Raw genomic sequence first — 19,236 nt, forward strand, 5'->3', positions numbered from 1 at the left:
TCGTCTTGCGTTATCTTTGTCGGAAAATAAAAAGAGAATCCAGTGAAACTGAAATTTTATTTGTCGCTCCTGCTGCTGGTTTGTGCGGGTAGCGGAGTCGTTCAAGCCGTCGAACACCCCAAGCGGGAGTTCCGCGGGGCATGGATCCACACGGTGGGTCAGAGCCGTTATTGGGATATGAACCGCGATTCGATGCAACGCTATTTCGACCAGATGTTGGACAGTCTTCAACACATCGGTATCAACGCGGTGATTTTTCAGGTGCGTCCGGCGGCCGATGCCTTCTATCCGTCGCAGTTGGAGCCGTGGAGCAAATACCTGACCGGCCGGCAAGGGGTGGCTCCCGAGCCGTTGTGGGATCCACTGCAATACCTCATCGAGCAGTGCCATGCCCGCAACATGGAGCTGCATGCCTGGCTCAATCCCTATCGGGCGGCCACCAATGCCGACGAGCCGCTGGCCGCTTCGCACATTTATCATCAACACCCCGAGTGGTTCGTGCGGTATGGCCGTCAGCTCTATTTCGACCCGGGGTTGCCCGAGTGCCGCGAGTTTATCGGCCGGGTGGTCGACGATATTGTGACCCGCTATGATGTCGATGCCATTCACATGGACGACTATTTCTACCCTTATCCCGTGGCCGGGCAGGATTTCCCCGACGATGCCAGCTATGCCCGCTATGGCAACGGTCTGTCGCGGGGCGACTGGCGGCGGGAGAATGTGAACCAACTTATCCGGGAGTTGAGCGACATCATCAAGTCGCGCAAGCCGTGGGTGCGCTTCGGCATCAGTCCGTTCGGTATCTACCGCAACCAGAAGAGCGACCCCGACGGCAGCGCCACCAACGGGCTGCAAAACTACGACGAGCTGTATGCCGACGTGCTGTTGTGGACCCGCAACGGGTGGGTCGACTACATGATGCCTCAACTCTATTGGGAGATAGGCCACAAGGCGGCTTGTACCGAGACGCTTATCTACTGGTGGAACAACCATGCCAACGGGCGTCATCTCTACATCGGACAAGATGTGGTGCGGACGATGGACGCTACCGACGTGAATCCGCTCTATACCCAGCTGAATCACAAGATGCAGCTGAGCCGTTACCTCGACCACGTGGGGGGCAACTGCTTCTGGCCGGGTTACTCGTTGCTCGAAAACTACAAGGGGATAGCCGACGACCTGCGCAACTACTACCATGCCGTGCCGGCTCTGATTCCCGCCTATACCTTTATCGACAACAAGGCCCCCGACGAGGTGAAGAGCCTGAAAGCCCGTTGGACCCCCGACGGGTATGAGTTGCAATGGAAGCGCAAGTCGACCAAAGACGAGATGCAGCGGCAAATCTATTTCTGTGTCTATCGGTTTACTCCGAGCGAGAAGATTAATCTCTACGACACCTCGCATCTGGTAGCAGTGACCCGCGACACGAAATACCGGTTGCCCTATAAGCGGGGTACCCGCGAATATGTCTATGTGGTTACGGCTGTCGACCGCATGCACAACGAGAGCGACGGGAAGAGCCGGAAGGTGAAATTGTAACCGTCGCTTTTGCTCGTCCGACCCTGTTTGTGCCGAGGCCGCCTTCCCGACTTGGGGGGGCGGCCTCGACGCGTTTCTGGGGGGTGCGGTTCGCGTCAGGCTCTGAACCCGATGCGCATCATGGGAGTCCGGTGCGGGGCCGATAGTTCGAGCATTCGCTGTTCGGCCCGGTCGATGTCGTCGACCGTGATGGTACTCATCAGCTCCCGGTCGGTACAGTCGTGGCTGGGCATCGACATGATGCGGCGCGCCATACTCTTGACAATGCCCTGTTCCACCAGGTTGTGCACCCAACGGCCGTTGCCGAAGTTGGGATTGGGGCAGGCGACGGCTCGGCCGATGACCTCGGCCAGCCGCTGGTCGGCTTCGCATGTGAGGATAAACTCGCGGGACTGCAACCGCTGGCAGGTAATCGCGTGCAGCTCTTCGGCCGAAAAATCGTCGAAGCGGAATTGCAGGGGAAAGCGGTCACGCAGGCCCGGATTCGATTGGAGCAGCAACTGCATTTTGTCTTCGTATCCGGCCAGGATAACAATCATATCGGGGTTGGGTTCCGACAGAATGGAGAGCAGGGCGTGAATCACCTCCTTGCCGAAGTCGTTCGATTCGCGAGTGCGTCCTCCGGCAAGCGTATAGGCCTCGTCGATAAACAGCACCCCGCCCCGGGCCTGCTCCAGAATCTCTTTCGTGCGGTTCTCGGTCTGCCCGATAAACTCGCCCACCAGTTCGCTGCGGCAGGTCTCTACGGTGTGGCCTTTCGACAGCAGGCCCATGTGGTGGTAAATCTCGCCCATCAGCCTGGCCACCGTGGTTTTACCCGTACCCGGATTGCCGTAGAAAATCATGTGGTAGCGGTTCTCTCCGTCGGGGTCGAGGCAGATTGCCCGACGCTCCTGGGTGAAGCGGGCCATGAGGCAGACGTCGCGCAGGTCAGCTTTCACGCGGGAGAGGCCGATGAGTTTTTCCAGCTTGTCGAGTGCTTCGCAAGCGGTTTCGGACTGTTCCCCTTTTGAGAGTCGCAAGTCACACAGCCCCGCTTCGTCGGGTATCGGCAGGTCGGTCCCGTCGTCATTGTCGGGAAGGGCGTCGGGCTGAGGGGCGTCGAGATGGAATATCGACCGCTCCTCCTCAAACTGGTCGCCCAGAGCCGGAATGTATTGCAGCAGGAGTTCGACATTCTTTTCCGAACCGTAGAAGATAAAGGGAATCGCCTCCGGACTTTTCAGCCATTCGGCCAGCAGGTCGAGCAGATTCTCGGCCGAGTCGTTGTCGCCTATCCGTTCGACCTGTACCACCGCCGCCTTTTTCCCGGACAGGTGACTTCGCAGTGTCGACCAGCCAATGCCTCCCGAGAGCAGGTCGTTGAGAGCGAAACGGCAACAGGCCTTCGGGGCACCATCGGTAAGGCAGGCTGCCAGAATACCCGAGGCAAAGGCTGCCGCCTGTCGTTCGTCACCCTCGACCGCCCAGTGAAGGGCCGGAGCGGGATCGGCGTTCCGCAGGCGCAGCTTGGTAATCAGGTCGCGAATGGTAGCGGGGGCGAAGCGACCCTGTTCCAGTCGGCACCACCAACTCTGGTAGCTCAACCGCTCGACGAAGAAGAGCTCGTCGGGGTGGCAGCTCATCGTTTCGAGCTCGACCTGTATCCATTTTTCGTAACCGGCAGTCAGCGGGAACGAGGCGTACCACCGGGGACGGCCGTCGCCATAGAGGAACAGGTGGCAACGCTCCTCCTCCCAGTAGCGGTCCGATACGAGGCGAAGCCGTATCTTGCGCGGCAGTTTCTTGTTGCGGGGCTTTTGCCACACGTCACACCCCAGCAGTTGATAGCGGGTGGAGTAGACCCGCAACGACCATTCGTGAACCATGTCGTGTGTCGGGTCGGTCATGATTTCGGCCACCAGCAGGTTACAGGCATATTCGGGTCCGCCGAACGATTCGTCCAGCGAACGCATGATTCGTACAATAGGATTTTTCATAACAACAAATGATTTAAAATGAAAAGATAATAGAGATTCCACAGCCTTTGCATCGCGCAAAAGCTACGGCATAACCACGCTCATTTCCCAGGGCGAGATGAGCGTTTGATTTTCGAGCATGTCAAAGAACGCAACAGCCTCCGCACCTCCTGATGTGCAGACACAGTTACACTCCGTTCACCCCGCTATGGGTCGAACAGACTGTACCGGCTGGTTGCGTGAAACATCTCTTTGACAATCATTTGTTGCATATAATCAAAGGTCTTAAAAATGACGGCCGACCGATGGGTCGACTTCATTTCCATGACAAATATAGCGAAAGGGAGAGATATGCCAATGAAAAAGTAAAGTTTTTTTGTTCACCACCCCGAATCAATATCGGTCTGTTCGATAAAAAACACCGAAAATTTCGGGGAAAGATTTTTGCAAAAAAGCCCCTTTTTGCTATCTTAGTAGCGCAAAAAGAGAGAAAATCATGGGGAAACGAGTATATCTGGGCTTAGGCTCCAATTTGGGAAATAAAGAGCAAATTATCAAGAAGGCTATCGATCGGATAGGCGAACGGGTGGGTACGGTCGCAGCCGTGTCGTCGTTCTACAAGACCGAGCCGTGGGGATACCAGTCGGTCCACACCTTCTGCAATGCGGCGATAGCGGTCGATACCGACCTCTCGCCCGAAGAGGTGCTTCTGGCCGTGCAGGCCATTGAGCGGGAGTTGGGCAGCAAGAACCACCGCAAGAGCGACGGCAGCTATGCCGACCGGCTCATCGACATCGACCTGCTCGACTACGACGGAGAGGTGGTCGACTCCTATGCCCTGGTATTGCCACACCCCTACATGCACAAACGCACTTTCGTGATGGAGCCTCTGGCCGAGATTGCTCCGCAATGGCGGCACCCCGTGTTGGGGAAGACTGCTGCCGAGATACTGGCCGGGCTGCATGCGTGAGTTGTTCTCGGGGTGGGTGACGGCCCGCGGCGAGGAAGTCCGAATCCCGGGGCCGGCCTCCCGGTCGGGCAGGTGTCCCCGATTTGTGTGAAATAGCGTATAAAAATTTGGTATTGCCCGCGGCGTGTATTATCTTTGCCGCGCAAATGCAAAAAATGTGGAAGGATTTGGCTGCTTGCAACCACGAAAAAAAATGCTAAAACTGCGTTACGGGGCTTCGCCGAAGCCCGTCCGGCTTTATCAAAATCACCTTGTTTTTGTGGGTATTGCAGTCGTTCTTCCTTGAAAAAGAAGTATTTACTATTTATTCAAGAGAGAAATGAACTATTTGTTTACCTCGGAATCGGTGTCGGAAGGACACCCCGATAAAGTGGCCGATCAGATTTCGGACGCTTTGCTTGACGAGTTTCTGGCCTATGACCCCAACTCGAAAGTTGCTTGCGAAACCCTTGTGACGACCGGACAGGTCGTTTTGGCGGGCGAGGTTAAATCGAATGCCTATGTCGATTTGATGGAGGTGACCCGTCGGGTAATCCACCGGATTGGATATAATAAGAGTTCTTATAAATTTGATGCCGACTCGTGCGGTATCTTTTCGGCCATTCATGAACAGTCGGCCGACATAAACCGGGGCGTGGAGCGCGCCGATGCCATGGAGCAGGGTGCCGGTGACCAGGGTATGATGTTTGGCTACGCCTGCAACGAGACCGACAACTACATGCCCCTCTCGCTCGACCTGTCGCACCTGTTGCTCATCGAGCTGGCCGCCATTCGTCGCGAGGCTTCGGCCATGACCTATCTGCGCAAGGGGCGGGTGACGTCGTATCTGCGCCCCGACTCCAAGTCGCAGGTGACTATCGAGTATAACGAGAAGAACGAGCCGGTGCGCGTGCACACCATCGTTATCTCGACCCAGCACGACGAGTTTGTGACGCCGGTCGATGGCTCGAAGGAGGCACAGGAGGCAGCCGACCGCGAGATGTTGCAGACTATTTACAACGATGTGAAGACGGTACTGTTGCCCCGTGTGATAGCCCAGTTGCCCCAGCGGGTACAGGCTCTCTTCGACGACAAGCTCGTGTTGCTGGTGAACCCTACCGGCAAGTTTGTCATCGGCGGCCCTCACGGCGATACCGGTTTGACAGGCCGCAAAATCATTGTCGACACCTATGGTGGCAAGGGCGGTCACGGGGGTGGAGCCTTCTCGGGCAAGGACCCCTCGAAAGTCGACCGTTCGGCAGCCTATGCCGCTCGTCACATCGCCAAGAATCTGGTGGCCGCCGGTGTATCCGACGAGGTGCTGGTGCAGGTATCCTACGCCATCGGTGTGGCCGAGCCGGTAAGTATCTATGTGAATACCTACGGCAAGTCGCACGTGTCGATGAGCGACGCCGAGATTGCCCGCCGTGTGAGCGAGATATTCGACATGCGTCCCCGGGCCATCGAGGAGCGGTTGAAACTGCGCAACCCCATCTATGAGGAGACGGCCGCCTACGGTCACATGGGTCGCAAACCGCAAACGGTGGTCAAGACCTTCACGTCGCACTACAACGCCGAGCCGGTGGTGCGCGAGGTGGAGCTCTTCACCTGGGAGAAACTCGACTATGTCGATGCCGTGAAGAAGGCTTTCGGGCTCGACTGAGAGATAGCCACGAATACCTTATAGTACAGAGTCAGGGCCACCCGAATCTTTTCGGGCGACCCTGACTGTTTTCGTTCTATCAGCTCTTTCCCGTTTTTTGAGTGGCTGGCAGGGTGCACAATTAAGTCGGTCAGAAGTTGCTGAAATTCTGAGGCTTGATGACAAACCCTATTCGCAGGCGGGAGTGGAACTTGTTGTAATCGAGCAGCCCCTCGCCGTAGCCGTTGTAGTATTGCAGGAAGAGGTATTGGTTCTCGTTCTTGAAAAGTCGGGCACTCAGTTCGATAACCGTGTTGAAGTTGAAATTCCAGCCGCTGCGCTTGGTGAGAATGACCGAGGCTCCGAACCGGCGGTTGTCGCTCAGGTAGCTGCCGGCCAGCTGGAAGATGCCGCAGTATTTGAGAATGTCGCGGTTGTTGCCGCTGTCGATGATGGGAATCCAGGTTTTGAATTGCAGCTCTATGTTATGGTCGACGGCCAGCGCACCCATGAACGACACCTTGTTCCAGCTGCGCGACCAGATGCTGTCCTGTCCGTTCGATTCATGTTCGAGCAGGAGGGTAATCTGTCCGATGAAGCGGTCGTGGTAGATGACCGGGTGGGTGAGACCGATACCCGGGTTGAAGTTGAGGTCGTACATGGGGAGCGATTTTTGAAACACATTCCAGAAGGCCTTCTGCGTGTAGGTGATAAAGAGATAGGTATCGAAGGGCAGCTTGCTCTTGGTAAGCCGTTGGCTGATACTCAATTGAAATTTTACGTCGGAGTTCTGTCCCGTTGGTTTCGCCCCCAAGGTCGTACCCCCGATAAAGTAGTTGTCCTTGAACAGCGAGAAGTAGGGACGTTTGTCCAGTTCTGCACGCACGCTGTCGGGGTTGTACTTGGGTACATTGCTGCGTATCTGGCCTTCGGTGGCAACAGCCAGGAGGAGCAGGGGGAGGAGAATGGCGAGCCGTTTCATAGTAAAGGTATGAGATAAAGATATTCTGCAAATATATAAGAAGGCGTGTGTCATGTCAAGTGAAAACATCTTTTTCGAAAGAGTCATTTACATCGTTTACAGGCGATGTGACAAATATAGGGGAATTAGAGAGGAATGCGTGGATAAAAAGGGCGCTCTTTTTTGTCATTTTTTCCAGAAAGTTCAAGCCGGGCGATGGCTTTTGGGTCGATAAAGTTTGGCTTCTCCCGCAAATCGAGTACATTTGCAAGAAAAGAAAAAGGTTTGCCATGAGTAAGATAGGCGCGATTCTGTGTGTAGGTGTGCTGCTCCTGTGCGGTTGCGGTGGCAATAGCAACGAGTTTTCGGTCGAGGGAACCCTCAACAACCTGGGCGGTCGTCCCGTCTATGCCGTTTACCAGATTGAAAGCGGCATTGTGGTCGATACCCTGCGTCCGCAAAACGGCTACATTGCCTTCAAGAACTCGTCGCCTGCCCTCATACCCATACAGTTCTACTATTCCGACAAGACCCCGCTGACTCAGATCTATGTCCAGAACGGCGACCGCATCGAACTGTCGGGCGACGGGCAAGACCCCTTCGGGTTGAAGGTGAAAGGCAGTTCGCTCAACAAGGAACTGTTCAAGTTCAACCAGGAGAACAAGGGGCTGCTGTCGGTGTGGACCGTCGAGCGTAATGCCTCGGCATCGGGTTCGCCTACACCCCGATACCGGGAGTTGAGCGAAAAGTTACAGGGGGTAATCGCGACTTATGTGGGTAAGCATCGCGACTCGCCCGTAAGCGCCATTCTGGTGAACAACTATCTGTTGGGCAATGCCGACGAGGCTTTCTGCGATTCGCTCGTGGGGCTGATTGACGAAAGGGTGCTGGCCGGAGCGGCCGGAGAACCGTTGGCCCGGTACCGGGCGTTTGAGGCCGAATTGCGGAATGACACCGTGCTGCCCAACTTTTCGTTGGCGACGGTAGCCGATACAACCGCATTGTTGAATCCCCGCCGGGCAAAGGCTACGCTGCTCTGTTTCTGGGCTGCCGAGACGACGGGAAGCCGCCAGTATGAACCCTTTTTGCGGGAGATGACAGCCCGATACGATACCGCCGTGCAGGTGGTCGACATATCGCTCGACCGCGACAGCGCCGTGTGGAAGCGGGTGGTGACGGCCGATTCGGCCCGATGGGCCCGTCGTTGGGCCAAGGGGGGATATTTGGCCCCGGGTGTCAGGGACATGCGCATTCGCCAACTGCCCTATCTGGTGGTGGTCGATTCGGCCGGGCGGGTGGTGTCCCGGGGACTTCCGCCCGACTCGATGCGACGATATATCGACCGGTTGGTCAAGCCCTGACGACCGTTTTTTGAATAGGAATCTTAATCTAATGCTATGTTGGTAAAAGTGTTCGGGGCCGCCGTTCAAGGCATCGATGCCCTGGTAGTCACCATCGAGGTGAACTGCTCGCAAGGAATCCGTTTTTTCATGGTGGGACTGCCCGATGCGGCGGTCAAGGAGAGCCACGAACGCATCGTTTCGGCCGTCGAACATAACGGCTACAAGTTCCCCCGCCGACAGATTATCGTGAACATGTCGCCTGCCGATATCCGCAAGGAGGGGGCCGCCTATGACTTGCCTCTGGCCGTGGGTATTCTGGCCAGCGACGGGAAGATAGCCTGCGACAAACTCAGCGATTACATGATGATGGGTGAGTTGTCGCTCGACGGGTCGATACTCCCCGTCAAGGGGGCTTTGCCTATCGCCATCAAGGCGCGGGAAGAGGGCTTCAAGGGGCTGATTGTCCCCAAGGCCAACGTGCGGGAAGCCGCCGTGGTCAATAATCTCGATGTCTATGGCGTGGAGAATATTACCGAGGTGATACGGTTTCTCAACGGGGAGGTCGAGTTGGAGCCGACCGTGATCGATACCCGGGCCGAATTTTTCAGGGAAAACACCCGCTTCGACCTCGATTTCAGTGACGTGAAGGGGCAGGAGAGTGTCAAGCGCGCCTTCGAAGTGGCTGCCGCCGGAGGGCATAACATCATCTTGATAGGTCCGCCGGGTGCCGGCAAGTCGATGATGGCCAAACGGTTGCCGTCGATACTCCCGCCCCTCACCCTGCAAGAGGCACTCGAAACGACCAAGATACACTCGGTGGCCGGCCGCATGGAGCGAGGCAGTTCGCTGCTGTCGCAACGGCCGTTCAGGGCACCGCACCACACCATCTCATCGGTGGCGTTGGTGGGTGGAGGCACCTATCCCCAGCCGGGCGAGATTTCGTTGGCACACAACGGGGTCCTCTTTCTCGACGAGCTGCCCGAGTTCTCGCGGCAGGTGCTCGAAGTGATGCGTCAACCCCTCGAAGACCGCAAGATAACCATTGCCCGAGCCAAATACTCCATCGAGTATCCCGCCGGGGTGATGCTGGTGGCCTCGATGAATCCCTGTCCGTGCGGCTACTACAACCACCCCGACAAGGAGTGTATATGCAGCCCGGGTGCCATACAGCGCTATCTGGGGAAGATTTCGGGTCCGTTGCTCGACCGCATCGACATTCAGGTCGAGATTGTGCCCGTGCCGTTTGAGAAGATTTCCGATACCCGCCCGGCCGAACCGAGCGAGGCGATACGTCGGCGGGTCATTGCAGCCCGGGAGATTCAGGCCGCCCGCTTTGCCGACACTCCCGGCGTCTACTGCAATGCCCAGATGACCACCCGCTTGTTGAACCGCCATGCCGTGCCCGATGCCGCCGGACTGAAACGGTTGAAAGATGCCATGGAGCGATTCCACCTCTCGGCGCGTGCTTACGACCGCATCTTGAAGGTGGCCCGTACCATCGCCGACCTCGACGGGAGCGAGACGGTGCAGGTGCAGCACATCAACGAGGCGGTGAACTACCGCAACCTCGACCGCGAGAACTGGGGCGACCGGTAAAACAGAGTGGTATACGAACTTAATTTTTATAAAAAGATTTTTCTTTTTGAAAAAATATCTATTTTTGCCGCAACTTTGCAAATTGAGATGTGGGCCGATAACAGAGCGACGCTGCTTACCACCTTTGAAGGGGAGGTATCGGCCGGAAAATAGAGAGAAACACTAAATAATATTTCAATACCCATGAAAAAAATCTGTACTCTAATCACGTTTTTGAGTGTTTGTTTGATGATCTACTCCGGCAGCAAAGCCATCAATGTGGAGTTTAAGGACCAGACGGAGGTGAGCGTGCTGCTCTCCGACGATTTGACTTTGCAGTTCACCGACAGCGAACTGCTTTTTGAGAGTTCCGTTACGAAGAATCAGTTTGCCCTGGCCGACATATCGGGCTTTTACTACGGCAAATACACCTCGTCGGTCGAGACGGAAAAGTCGGCCGAGACCTTCATCGTTACCCCCGACGCCTTGCAGATTGTCGGGTTGCCCCAGGGTACTGTGGTACGGGTTTACGACCTGAACGGTGTGATGGTGTGCGAGAATCGTGCCGATGACACCTATCGGTTGGAGCTGGCTCGGTTGACCAACGGTGTCTATGTGGTTGCCTACGGTCAGGTTGCCCGCAAAATCATCGTGAACCGTCGTTGACGACTGTCCATATCCCTGTCTATTATTAAAAGAGTATTCATATACGCATTCAATTCATACCCATGAAAAAATTATTTCTCCTTCTTATGTTGCTCCCCCTGCTGGCTTACGGAGAGCAAGCACACCCCTGGTTGCACATCTATCGCAACGATGTCAATTTCCACTCGATAAAAGCTGCCCAGATCGACAGTATTACACACAAACTCTATGAAGACGAGTCGCTCGACAGCATGATTGTCAACGGCAAGGAGAACCGGTTGTCGGTGCCTCTGTCGAATATCGAGCGTTGTGCGGTAGGGACCAATGTGCCCACTGTCTATATTACCATTCCTGATAATCCCGGCTTAACCGAGTTGTACAACAAGGAACTCTATCTCGACGCCATGATCAGCATCGACGGCAATGGTGTGGTCGACGACCTGGAACCCACGGCCGTTTCGATTAAGGGTCGGGGTAACAGCACGTGGAATTATGCCAAGAAACCCTACCGGTTGAAGTTCGACAAGAAGATTGCCATCTGCGGCTTGGCCAAAGCCAAGAGCTACGCCCTGATTGCCAACTACATCGACTGCACCCTCATGAGAAACGCCGTGGCCTTGAAGATGGGGCAGCTGTTGAATATGCCCTTCACCAACCACTGCCAGCCCATTCGGGTCTATTTCAACGGCATTTTCAAGGGAGCCTACTTCATTACCGAGAAGATTGGCATCACGGGCGCGAGTGTCGACATCGACGAGGAGAGCGGCATTCTCTTCGAGATGGATACCAATTTCGACGAAGCCTACAAATTCACCTCGATGTATTACAGCCTTCCGATGATGGTCAAGGACCCCGACCTGAGCGAAATTGCCGAGTTGAAAGGGGTAACCCCCGAATCTCTGTTGAGCACCTGGGGCGACGATTTTACCGAGTTTGAACGTAAGGTCTATATGGGTGAGGACCTCTCTACCAGCCTCGACATGGAGTCGCTGGTCAACTACATGCTTGTCTATAACGTGTGTGGCAACCGCGAGCCGGCCTGGCCCAAGAGTGTCTACCTCTACAAGGCCAGTCTCGACGATGTTTATCACTTCGGTCCCATCTGGGACTTCGACTGGGGTTTTACCTATAACGACGGGGTAGAGAATCAGGTAGCTACCCTGCCACTGTTGGAGACTTTCCAATACGAGCAATTCGGAGGTCCTTTTTTAAAGACAATCTGTTCCAGACCCGAATTCAGAACGCTTTACCAGCAGAAGTTCGACAATTTTAAGCAGAATCTGCTCCCGGCGCTGCTCGAATATATGGACGAGTATGCCGACGAGATAGAGCCCTCGGCCATAGAGAACGGTGTGGTATGGGCCCCCGAAGCGGGTAGAACCGAGGGGTCGTTCCACTTCCGGGAAAATGTCGAGAAACTAAAACAATGGATTGCCGACCGCATTGAGTACATCTCGAATCACCCGAATTTCGGGCTGTACAATTGATGCGTGAGGCGGGAGACGCGGCCCTGCATCGCTCTCTTGTTGCCGGACGGTTGTACTCCGGTGTGTGGCCGATAGGCCGACAATTTCCCTGTCCCGAATAGTTCAACGCCTTTTATCCTTTCCTCGGAAAAGATAAAAGGCGTTTACATTTTTTTAATTTCACAAATTCGGCCGAAACCGTTATCTTTGTTTCTCTTAAACAGTCGTAAACAAGAAGATAAAAAATATATCGTGGCCAAGGAAATTGTTGAAACCCCGCTGATGAAACAGTACATCGAGATGAAGGCCCAGCACCCCGATGCCATACTGCTTTTCAGAGTGGGCGATTTCTATGAAACTTTTTCGGACGATGCCATCGTCGCATCTGAAATTCTGGGTATTACGCTTACCCGCCGGGCAAACGGCGCCGCACAATATGTCGAGTTGGCCGGTTTCCCGCACCATGCGCTCGACACCTATCTGCCCAAACTGGTACGGGCCGGCAAGCGGGTGGCTATCTGCGAACAGCTGGAAGACCCCAAGCTGGCCAAGAAGCTGGTGAAGCGGGGCATTACCGAGCTGGTGACTCCCGGGGTGTCGATCAATGACAATATACTGGACCATAAGGAGAACAACTTTCTGGGCGGTGTCCACTTTGGGAAAAACAACAAGGTGGGCGTGGCCTTTCTCGATATCTCGACCGGCGAGTTTCTGGCGGCCGAGGGCGACTATGACTATGTAGACAAGCTGCTGGGCAACTTCGCCCCCAAGGAGGTACTCTTCGAGCGGACCAAACGGAAGCTCTTCGAGGAGCATTTCGGCAATCGCTTTTTCACCTTCGAGCTCGACGACTGGGTCTATACCGAGGACGCTGCCCGCGACCGGCTGTTGCGCCATTTCGAGACCAAGAACCTCAAAGGATTCGGGGTGCACAACATGCCCTGTGCCATCATTGCGGCCGGGTCGCTGCTGCACTACCTCGACATCACGCAGCACACGCACATCGCCCACATCACCTCGCTGGCCCGTATCGAAGAGGAGCGGTATGTGCGGCTCGACAAGTTCACGGTGCGCAGTCTCGAACTGCTCGCCCCCATGAACGAGGGGGGCAAGAGCCTGCTCGATGTCATCGACCGCACCGTCACCCCCATGGGAGCCCGTATGCTCAGGCGGTGGATTATCTTCCCGCTGAAAGATGTGAAACCCATCGAGGACCGGCTCAACGGGGTGGAGTTCTTTTTCCGTCACCCCGAGGCCCGTGAGGTCATCGACCCGCAGCTCGACACGATAGGCGACATGGAGCGGCTCATCTCGAAGGTGGCCGTGGGCCGCATCTCGCCCCGCGAGGTGGTGCAGCTCAAAGTGGCCTTGCAGGCGATAGAGCCCATCAAGGCGGTGTGTGAGCAGAGCGACGAGCCGGTGCTGCAACGCATCGGCGAGCAACTGAACTGCTGTGCGAGCATACGCGACCGCATCGAGCGCGAGATTGTCCCCGACGCCCCCAACCTGGCCAACCGGGGCGGCATTATCCGCAAGGGGGTGAATGCCGAGCTCGACGACCTGCGTGAGATTTCCAGCTCGGGCAAGGACTACCTGCTGCATGTGCAGCAGCGCGAGAGCGACCGCACGGGTATTCCCAGCCTGAAAGTGGGTTACAACAACGTCTTCGGCTATTACATCGAGGTGCGCAATACCCACAAGGATAAGGTGCCGGCCGATTGGGTGAGAAAACAGACCCTGGTGAGTGCCGAGCGCTACATCACCCAGGAGTTGAAGGAGTATGAAGAGAAGATCCTCGGGGCCGAGGAGAAGATACTCTCCCTCGAAACGCAACTCTTCAACGACCTGATTCTGGCCCTCACTGAATATATCCCGGCCATACAGCTCGACTCCACCCTGATTGCCCGGCTCGACTGCCTGTTGTCGTTTGTCAAGTCGGCCGTCGAGAACCGTTATATCCGTCCCGAAATCAACGACTCGCTCACCATCGACATCAAGGAGGGGCGCCACCCCGTCATCGAGAAGCAGATGCCCCCGGGCGAGAGCTACATCAGCAACAGTGTGGAGCTCGACAACGACCGGCAGCAGATCATGATGATTACCGGGCCCAACATGGCCGGTAAGTCGGCCCTGCTGCGGCAGACGGCACTCATCGTGCTGATGGCGCAGATAGGCAGTTTCGTCCCCGCCGAGGCGGCCAGCATAGGCATTGTCGACAAGATATTCACCCGGGTGGGAGCCTCGGACAACATCTCGCTGGGCGAGTCGACCTTCATGGTCGAGATGACCGAGGCGGCCGATATCCTCAACAACCTGTCGGAGCGCAGCCTCGTGCTGTTTGACGAGTTGGGCCGCGGTACCAGTACCTACGACGGTATCTCCATTGCCTGGGCCATTGTCGAGCACATACACGAGCACCCCAAGGCCCGGGCCAAGACGCTGTTTGCCACCCACTATCACGAACTCAACGAGATGGAGCGCACCTACAAGCGCATCGTCAACTACAACGTGTCGGTCAAGGAGATTGACAACAAGGTGATATTCCTGCGCAAGCTGGTGCGGGGCGGCAGCGAACACAGCTTCGGTATCCATGTGGCCAAGCTCGCCGGTATGCCCCAGAGCATCGTGAAGCGGGCTACGCAAATCTTGAAACAGCTCGAATCGGAGAACCGGCAGACGGGCATGGCCAAACCTACGGCCGAGATTGCCTCGTCGCGCGGTGGCGTGCAGCTGAGCTTCTTCCAGCTCGACGACCCCGTGCTCTCGCAGGTGCGCGACGAGATTCTGCGGGCCGACATCAATAACCTCACGCCGGTCGAGGCGCTGAACAAACTGAACGAAATAAAAAAGATAATCACCGGGAAATAACAGTGATTTATGATGAAGAGAAGCGATTTTGAAATTATGGCACCCGTGGGTTCGTACGACTCGCTGGCTGCCGCCATACAGGGAGGGGCCGACTCGATTTACTTCGGTATCGAGGGGCTCAACATGCGCTCCCGCTCGTCTAACAACTTTACCATCGACGACCTGCACGAGATTGTGCGCATCTGCAACGAGCACCACATCAAGAGCTATCTCACGGTCAACACCGTGATTTACGACGAGGACATAGACCTGTTGCACCGCATCGTCGATGCTGCCAAGGAGGCCGGTCTCACGGCCATCATCGCCAGCGACGTGGCGGCCATGAACTATGCCCGCGAGATTGGGGTGGAGGTGCATCTGTCCACCCAGCTGAATATCTCGAACACCGAGGCCCTGCGATTCTACGCCCGCTTTGCCGACGTCGTGGTGCTGGCCCGCGAGTTGAACCTCGACCAGGTGTCCCGCATTCACGAAGCCATCGAGCGCGACCACATCGTGGGTCCGGGTGGTGAACCGGTGCGTATCGAGATGTTCTGTCACGGCGCCCTGTGCATGGCCGTCTCGGGCAAGTGCTACCTGAGTCTGCACGAGATGAACGCTTCGGCCAACCGGGGAGCCTGCATGCAGATTTGCCGTCGCTCCTACGAAGTGAAAGACAAGGAGACCGGCGAGGAGCTCGAAGTGGACAACGCCTACATCATGTCGCCCAAGGATTTGAAGACGATTCACTTCCTCAACAAACTCATCGATGCCGGGGTGCGGGTGTTCAAAATCGAGGGCCGCGCCCGCGGGCCCGAATATGTGCGCACCGTCGTGTCGTGCTACAACGAGGCCATCGAGGCCTGTTTGGCCGGCAGCTTCACCGACGAGAAGATAGCCGGGTGGGACCAGCGACTGGCGACGGTCTTCAACCGGGGATTCTGGAATGGTTACTACCTGGGGCAGCGGTTGGGCGAGTGGACCCACAACTACGGGTCGGCAGCCACCAAGCGCAAAGTCTACATAGGCAAGGGGGTGAAATATTTCTCCAACCTGGGGGTGGCCGAGTTTCTGCTCGAAAGCGGGTCGTTGAGTGTGGGCGACGAGGTGGTCATTACCGGCCCCACGACCGGCGCCCTCTTCCGCAAGGTCGAGGAGATACGGGTCGACCTGAAACCGGTGCAGACGGCCGTGAAGGGCGACCGCTTTTCGATGCCGATTGACGAGAAGATACGTCCGTCGGACAAACTATACAAATGGGTAGACAGTTCGGAACTTAAAACGAAATAACTATGTTCAGGAAACGAGCGATTGTGGCATGCCTGGGTCTCGTGTGTGCGGGGCAACTTTCGGCTGCCAAACCGGGGGTACCGGCTTATGACGATTACCAGGCTTTGATAAACAGGGGTATCTCTCTCTTTGAGGAGAAGAACTACGTGGGTTGTGCCGACGTGATGCAGGAGGCGTGCGAGGGTGACCTGCCGCACGAACTGCGCGAGACGGCCGACTGGTATATCGCCTGGTCCGAAGCGTGCAACCACTCGCCGCAGGCCGAGGCCCGGCTGACCGAGTTCCTGCGCGACTATCCCGCTTCGGCCTACACCCTGCAAGCCCGATTGGCCCTGGCCGACTATTACTACGCCCGGCAGGAGTATGCCCGGGCGTTGAAGGCCTACCGTTCGGTCGATGTGAGTTTGCTCACCGGCGACGATGAGGACCGCTGGGGCTACCGCACCGCCTGCTCGCTCTTGAAGACGGGCGATACCGCGGCGGCCAAACCGCTCTTCCAGATTCTGTTGGGGAAGAACAAATACAAAGAGGGTTCCACCTTTTACCTGGCCTACATACAGATGACCGAGGGTGATGACCGTGCCGCGTTGAGCGGCTTTGCCAAGGTGGTCGACGACAGCCGATATGGTTATCCGGCCCGCCTGCACACGTTGCAGATTTACTTCAAGCAGAAGCGCTTTGCCCAGGTGCTGACCGAGGGGAAAGAGCTGCTTTCGCGTCCGACCTCCGATGCCGATGCCTATACCGAACTGTTGCGGCTACTCGGCGAGAGTGCCTATCAGGAGGGTGACGACCAGGCCGCTACCGACTACCTCGAACGCTATTTGCAACGCACCGGCGACCCTCAGCGTTCGTCGCTCTATGCCTTGGGAGTGATAGCCTACCGGCAAGGCGACGATGCCCAAGCCATCGACTACCTGGGGCGGGTGACCGGCATCGACGATGCCCTGTCGCAGAATGCCTACCTTTACATCGGGCAGGCCTACCTGCGGGCTGGCGACAAGAACAATGCCCGCATGGCCTTCGAGATGGCCTCGCAGGGCGACTATGACCGGCAGGTGCGCGAGACGGCGCTCTACAACTACGCCCTCTGCCTCTATGACCGTTCGGCCTCGCCCTTCGACAATTCGGTAGGGGTATTCGAGCGGTTCCTCAACGAGTTTCCCGAGTCGCGTTACGCCGACAAGATCAACGACTATCTGGTCGAGGTCTACATGACCACCCGCAACTACCGGTCGGCCCTGGCTTCGATTGAAAAGATCCAGCGCCCCGACAGCAAGATACTGGCGGCCAAGCAGCGCATTCTGTTCCAGTTGGGTACCGAGGCCTTTGCCAATGCCCGCATCGACGAGGCCCGGCAGCTCTTCGCTCAGGCTGTTGCCGTGGGCAACTACGATGCCGACATACGGGCCAAGTCTTCGTTCTGGCTGGCCGAGTGCCAATACCGTCAGGAGCAGTACGGCGCAGCTGCCCGCAACTACTCGGCCTTCCTCTCGGCCTGCAAGGACAAGCGCAGCGAGATGTATGCCCTGGCCTGGTACGACTGGGCCTATTGCCAGTTCAAGCAACACAATTTCGCGCAGGCTCTCGACGGCTTCTCGCGTTACCTCTCGGCGCAGGCTGGGACCGACAAGCGCATGGTGGCCGATGCCTATGCCCGCACCGGCGATTGCTATTACTACGCCCGCCGGTATGCCGATGCCGAAAAGTATTACGATCAGGCGCAGCAGACTTATCCGGCCAGTGGCGACTATGCCCTCTTCCAGAAGGCGTTCATGGCCGGCTTGCAGAAAGACCAGGCACGCAAGGTCGAGCTGCTCGACCAGCTCATCGCCCGGTATCCCCGTTCGGCCTATCTGCCCAATGCCTGGTTTGAAAAGGGACAGGCCTACACGATACTCAACCGCAACAACGAGGCCATAGCCAGCTACCGGCAACTGATGGCCGACTATCCTCAGAGTGCGATTGCCCGCAAGGGTGGGCTGCAACTGGGTATGGTCTACTTCAACAACGGGCAGACCGACGAGTCGATAGCCGCCTACCAGCAGGTAATCGAGCGCTATCCCACCAGCGAGGAGGCCCGCATCGCCGTAGCCGACCTGAAATCGGTCTATGTCGAGCAAGATGCCGTCGATGCCTATGCCGCCTACCTCAACAGCGTGGGCCGGGCCGAGCAGGCTCCCGTGGCCGAACTCGACTCGCTCTCCTACATGGCGGCCGAGCGCACCTACATGACCGGCAAGGGAGCGGCCTCGCTCGAACGATACCTGCGCAACTACCCCTCGGGGGCATTCCGCACCCCGGCCAATTTCTACGTGGGGCAGGCTGCGTTTGCCGCCAAGGAATATGACAAGGCTCTCACGGCCTTCGACTATGTGGTAACCCACGCTCCCGACGGTGAATTTGCCGAGGAGGCTCTGGCCCGCAAGTGCGAAATCCTCTACCTGAACGGCCGCTACGATGAGGCGCTCGCAAGTTTCAAGTTGCTCGAACAGAAGGCCACCACTACCGAGAACAAGCAGGCGGCCGGGGTGGGCATATTGCGCATTGCCCGCAACAAACAGCAGTACGACTTGGTGCTGACCGCCGCCGAGGGGCTGTTGAGCGAGAGCAAGCTCTCGCCCGACCTGCGGCAAGAGGTGCTTTTCGACCGGGCCGATGCCTATGCCCACACCGGGCAGGGCGAGAAGGCTGCGGCCGACTGGCAGGAACTTTCGCAGGATACTCGCTCGGAATACGGAGCCCAAAGTGCCTATCTGCTGGCACAGTATCAGTTCGACAACAAGGCGCTCAACAATGCCGAGAAGACCCTGAATGCCTTCATCGACAAGGGCACTCCCCACAGCTACTGGTTGGCCCGGGGCTTCCTGCTCATGGCCGACATCTACGAGAAGCGGGGCGAGAATTTCCAGGCCCGGCAGTATCTGCAAAGTCTGCGCAACAACTATCCCGCCGGTGACGACGATATCATGACCCGCATCGACGAGCGGTTGGCCCGCTTGGGAAAAACAGAGTAAAAAC

Annotated in this window: 12 protein-coding genes; 10 read left to right on the forward strand and 2 right to left on the reverse strand. The window is 56.9% G+C overall.

The window, feature by feature from the left end; genetic code table 11:
• Positions 1-42: 42 nt before the first annotated feature.
• Positions 43-1,539, forward strand: a complete 1,497-nt coding sequence (locus BARVI_RS07665) for a glycoside hydrolase family 10 protein (protein ID WP_025278672.1) — start codon at positions 43-45, stop codon at positions 1,537-1,539.
• A gap of 95 nt (positions 1,540-1,634) precedes the next feature.
• On the opposite strand, the gene BARVI_RS07670 is transcribed toward BARVI_RS07665, so the two are convergent.
• Entirely contained in the window at positions 1,635-3,518 is a 1,884-nt protein-coding gene (locus tag BARVI_RS07670; protein ID WP_038534313.1) for an AAA family ATPase, read from the reverse strand.
• Between the two features lie 475 nt (positions 3,519-3,993).
• Between BARVI_RS07670 and folK the strand changes: the two genes are divergently transcribed.
• Together folK and metK are read left to right on the forward strand one after the other, a co-directional pair.
• Positions 3,994-4,467, forward strand: a complete 474-nt coding sequence (gene folK, locus BARVI_RS07680) for a 2-amino-4-hydroxy-6-hydroxymethyldihydropteridine diphosphokinase (RefSeq protein ID WP_025278675.1) — start codon at positions 3,994-3,996, stop codon at positions 4,465-4,467.
• Positions 4,468-4,786: 319 nt separating this feature from the next.
• Positions 4,787-6,109: a methionine adenosyltransferase gene (gene metK / locus BARVI_RS07685; protein WP_025278676.1), complete on the forward strand. Its 1,323-nt coding sequence runs from the start codon at positions 4,787-4,789 to the stop codon at positions 6,107-6,109.
• Between the two features lie 130 nt (positions 6,110-6,239).
• On the opposite strand, the gene BARVI_RS07690 is transcribed toward metK, so the two are convergent.
• Positions 6,240-7,070 carry a phospholipase A gene (locus tag BARVI_RS07690; RefSeq protein WP_025278677.1) on the reverse strand — a complete coding sequence of 277 codons (831 nt, stop codon included), beginning with the start codon at positions 7,068-7,070 and terminating at the stop codon, positions 6,240-6,242.
• Positions 7,071-7,339: 269 nt separating this feature from the next.
• On the opposite strand from BARVI_RS07690, the gene BARVI_RS07695 reads away from it, so the two are divergent.
• The 7 genes from BARVI_RS07695 (at position 7,340) to BARVI_RS07725 (ending at position 19,232) form a co-directional block, all read left to right on the forward strand.
• A complete protein-coding gene (locus tag BARVI_RS07695; protein ID WP_025278678.1) occupies positions 7,340-8,410 on the forward strand; it encodes a thioredoxin-like domain-containing protein in 1,071 nt (356 codons plus the stop codon).
• A 36-nt stretch (positions 8,411-8,446) separates the two neighbouring features.
• On the forward strand, positions 8,447-9,988 hold the full coding sequence (locus tag BARVI_RS07700; protein ID WP_025278679.1) for a YifB family Mg chelatase-like AAA ATPase: 1,542 nt from the start codon (positions 8,447-8,449) through the stop codon (positions 9,986-9,988).
• Between the two features lie 228 nt (positions 9,989-10,216).
• Positions 10,217-10,633, forward strand: coding sequence for a T9SS type A sorting domain-containing protein (locus tag BARVI_RS07705; protein ID WP_198015961.1), 417 nt, complete (start codon positions 10,217-10,219; stop codon positions 10,631-10,633).
• A 62-nt stretch (positions 10,634-10,695) separates the two neighbouring features.
• Positions 10,696-12,099, forward strand: a complete 1,404-nt coding sequence (locus BARVI_RS07710; protein WP_084547020.1) for a CotH kinase family protein — start codon at positions 10,696-10,698, stop codon at positions 12,097-12,099.
• Positions 12,100-12,360: 261 nt separating this feature from the next.
• Positions 12,361-14,946, forward strand: a complete 2,586-nt coding sequence (mutS, locus tag BARVI_RS07715; RefSeq protein WP_394330831.1) for a DNA mismatch repair protein MutS — start codon at positions 12,361-12,363, stop codon at positions 14,944-14,946.
• 12 nt (positions 14,947-14,958) lie between these two features.
• Positions 14,959-16,215 (forward strand): peptidase U32 family protein, encoded by a 1,257-nt coding sequence (locus BARVI_RS07720; RefSeq protein ID WP_038534314.1) that lies wholly within the window; start codon positions 14,959-14,961, stop codon positions 16,213-16,215.
• Positions 16,216-16,217: 2 nt separating this feature from the next.
• On the forward strand, positions 16,218-19,232 hold the full coding sequence (locus BARVI_RS07725; RefSeq protein WP_051401107.1) for a tetratricopeptide repeat protein: 3,015 nt from the start codon (positions 16,218-16,220) through the stop codon (positions 19,230-19,232).
• Positions 19,233-19,236: the final 4 nt, after the last annotated feature.

The organism is Barnesiella viscericola DSM 18177, assembly GCF_000512915.1.
GTDB lineage: Bacteria > Bacteroidota > Bacteroidia > Bacteroidales > Barnesiellaceae > Barnesiella > Barnesiella viscericola.